Source organism: Bacillus sp. M6-12 (genome assembly GCF_002860285.1).
Classification (GTDB): Bacteria; Bacillota; Bacilli; order Bacillales; family DSM-1321; genus Peribacillus.
Map to the genome: position 1 here is coordinate 1 of NZ_PGVF01000032.1, position 1,592 is coordinate 1,592.

The 1,592-nt window shown below is 54.8% G+C and carries 1 rRNA gene; it reads left to right on the forward strand.

Annotation, left to right across the window (positions count from 1 at the left end):
- A 16S ribosomal RNA gene (locus CVD28_RS26010) occupies window positions 1–1,547 on the forward strand.
- Window positions 1,548–1,592 lie beyond the last annotated feature (45 nt).

Consider the following 1,592-nt stretch of genomic DNA (forward strand, 5'->3'; position numbering starts at 1 on the left):
TCGGAGAGTTTGATCCTGGCTCAGGACGAACGCTGGCGGCGTGCCTAATACATGCAAGTCGAGCGGACTTGATGGAGCTTGCTCCTGATAGTCAGCGGCGGACGGGTGAGTAACACGTGGGCAACCTGCCTGTAAGACTGGGATAACTTCGGGAAACCGGAGCTAATACCGGATACGTTCTTTTCTCGCATGAGAGAAGATGGAAAGACGGTTTCGGCTGTCACTTACAGATGGGCCCGCGGCGCATTAGCTAGTTGGTGGGGTAATGGCCCACCAAGGCAACGATGCGTAGCCGACCTGAGAGGGTGATCGGCCACACTGGGACTGAGACACGGCCCAGACTCCTACGGGAGGCAGCAGTAGGGAATCTTCCGCAATGGACGAAAGTCTGACGGAGCAACGCCGCGTGAGTGAAGAAGGTTTTCGGATCGTAAAACTCTGTTGTCAGGGAAGAACAAGTACCATAGTAACTGATGGTACCTTGACGGTACCTGACCAGAAAGCCACGGCTAACTACGTGCCAGCAGCCGCGGTAATACGTAGGTGGCAAGCGTTGTCCGGAATTATTGGGCGTAAAGCGCGCGCAGGCGGTCCTTTAAGTCTGATGTGAAAGCCCACGGCTCAACCGTGGAGGGTCATTGGAAACTGGGGGACTTGAGTGCAGAAGAGGAGAGTGGAATTCCACGTGTAGCGGTGAAATGCGTAGAGATGTGGAGGAACACCAGTGGCGAAGGCGACTCTCTGGTCTGTAACTGACGCTGAGGCGCGAAAGCGTGGGGAGCGAACAGGATTAGATACCCTGGTAGTCCACGCCGTAAACGATGAGTGCTAAGTGTTAGAGGGTTTCCGCCCTTTAGTGCTGCAGCAAACGCATTAAGCACTCCGCCTGGGGAGTACGGCCGCAAGGCTGAAACTCAAAGGAATTGACGGGGGCCCGCACAAGCGGTGGAGCATGTGGTTTAATTCGAAGCAACGCGAAGAACCTTACCAGGTCTTGACATCCTCTGACAACCCTAGAGATAGGGCGTTTCCCTTCGGGGGACAGAGTGACAGGTGGTGCATGGTTGTCGTCAGCTCGTGTCGTGAGATGTTGGGTTAAGTCCCGCAACGAGCGCAACCCTTGATCTTAGTTGCCAGCATTCAGTTGGGCACTCTAAGGTGACTGCCGGTGACAAACCGGAGGAAGGTGGGGATGACGTCAAATCATCATGCCCCTTATGACCTGGGCTACACACGTGCTACAATGGATGGTACAAAGGGCTGCAAACCCGCGAGGGTAAGCGAATCCCATAAAGCCATTCTCAGTTCGGATTGCAGGCTGCAACTCGCCTGCATGAAGCCGGAATCGCTAGTAATCGCGGATCAGCATGCCGCGGTGAATACGTTCCCGGGCCTTGTACACACCGCCCGTCACACCACGAGAGTTTGTAACACCCGAAGTCGGTGGGGTAACCGCAAGGAGCCAGCCGCCTAAGGTGGGACAGATGATTGGGGTGAAGTCGTAACAAGGTAGCCGTATCGGAAGGTGCGGCTGGATCACCTCCTTTCTAAGGATAATAAACGAGCGCTTTTGTTTTGTTCAGTTTTGAAAG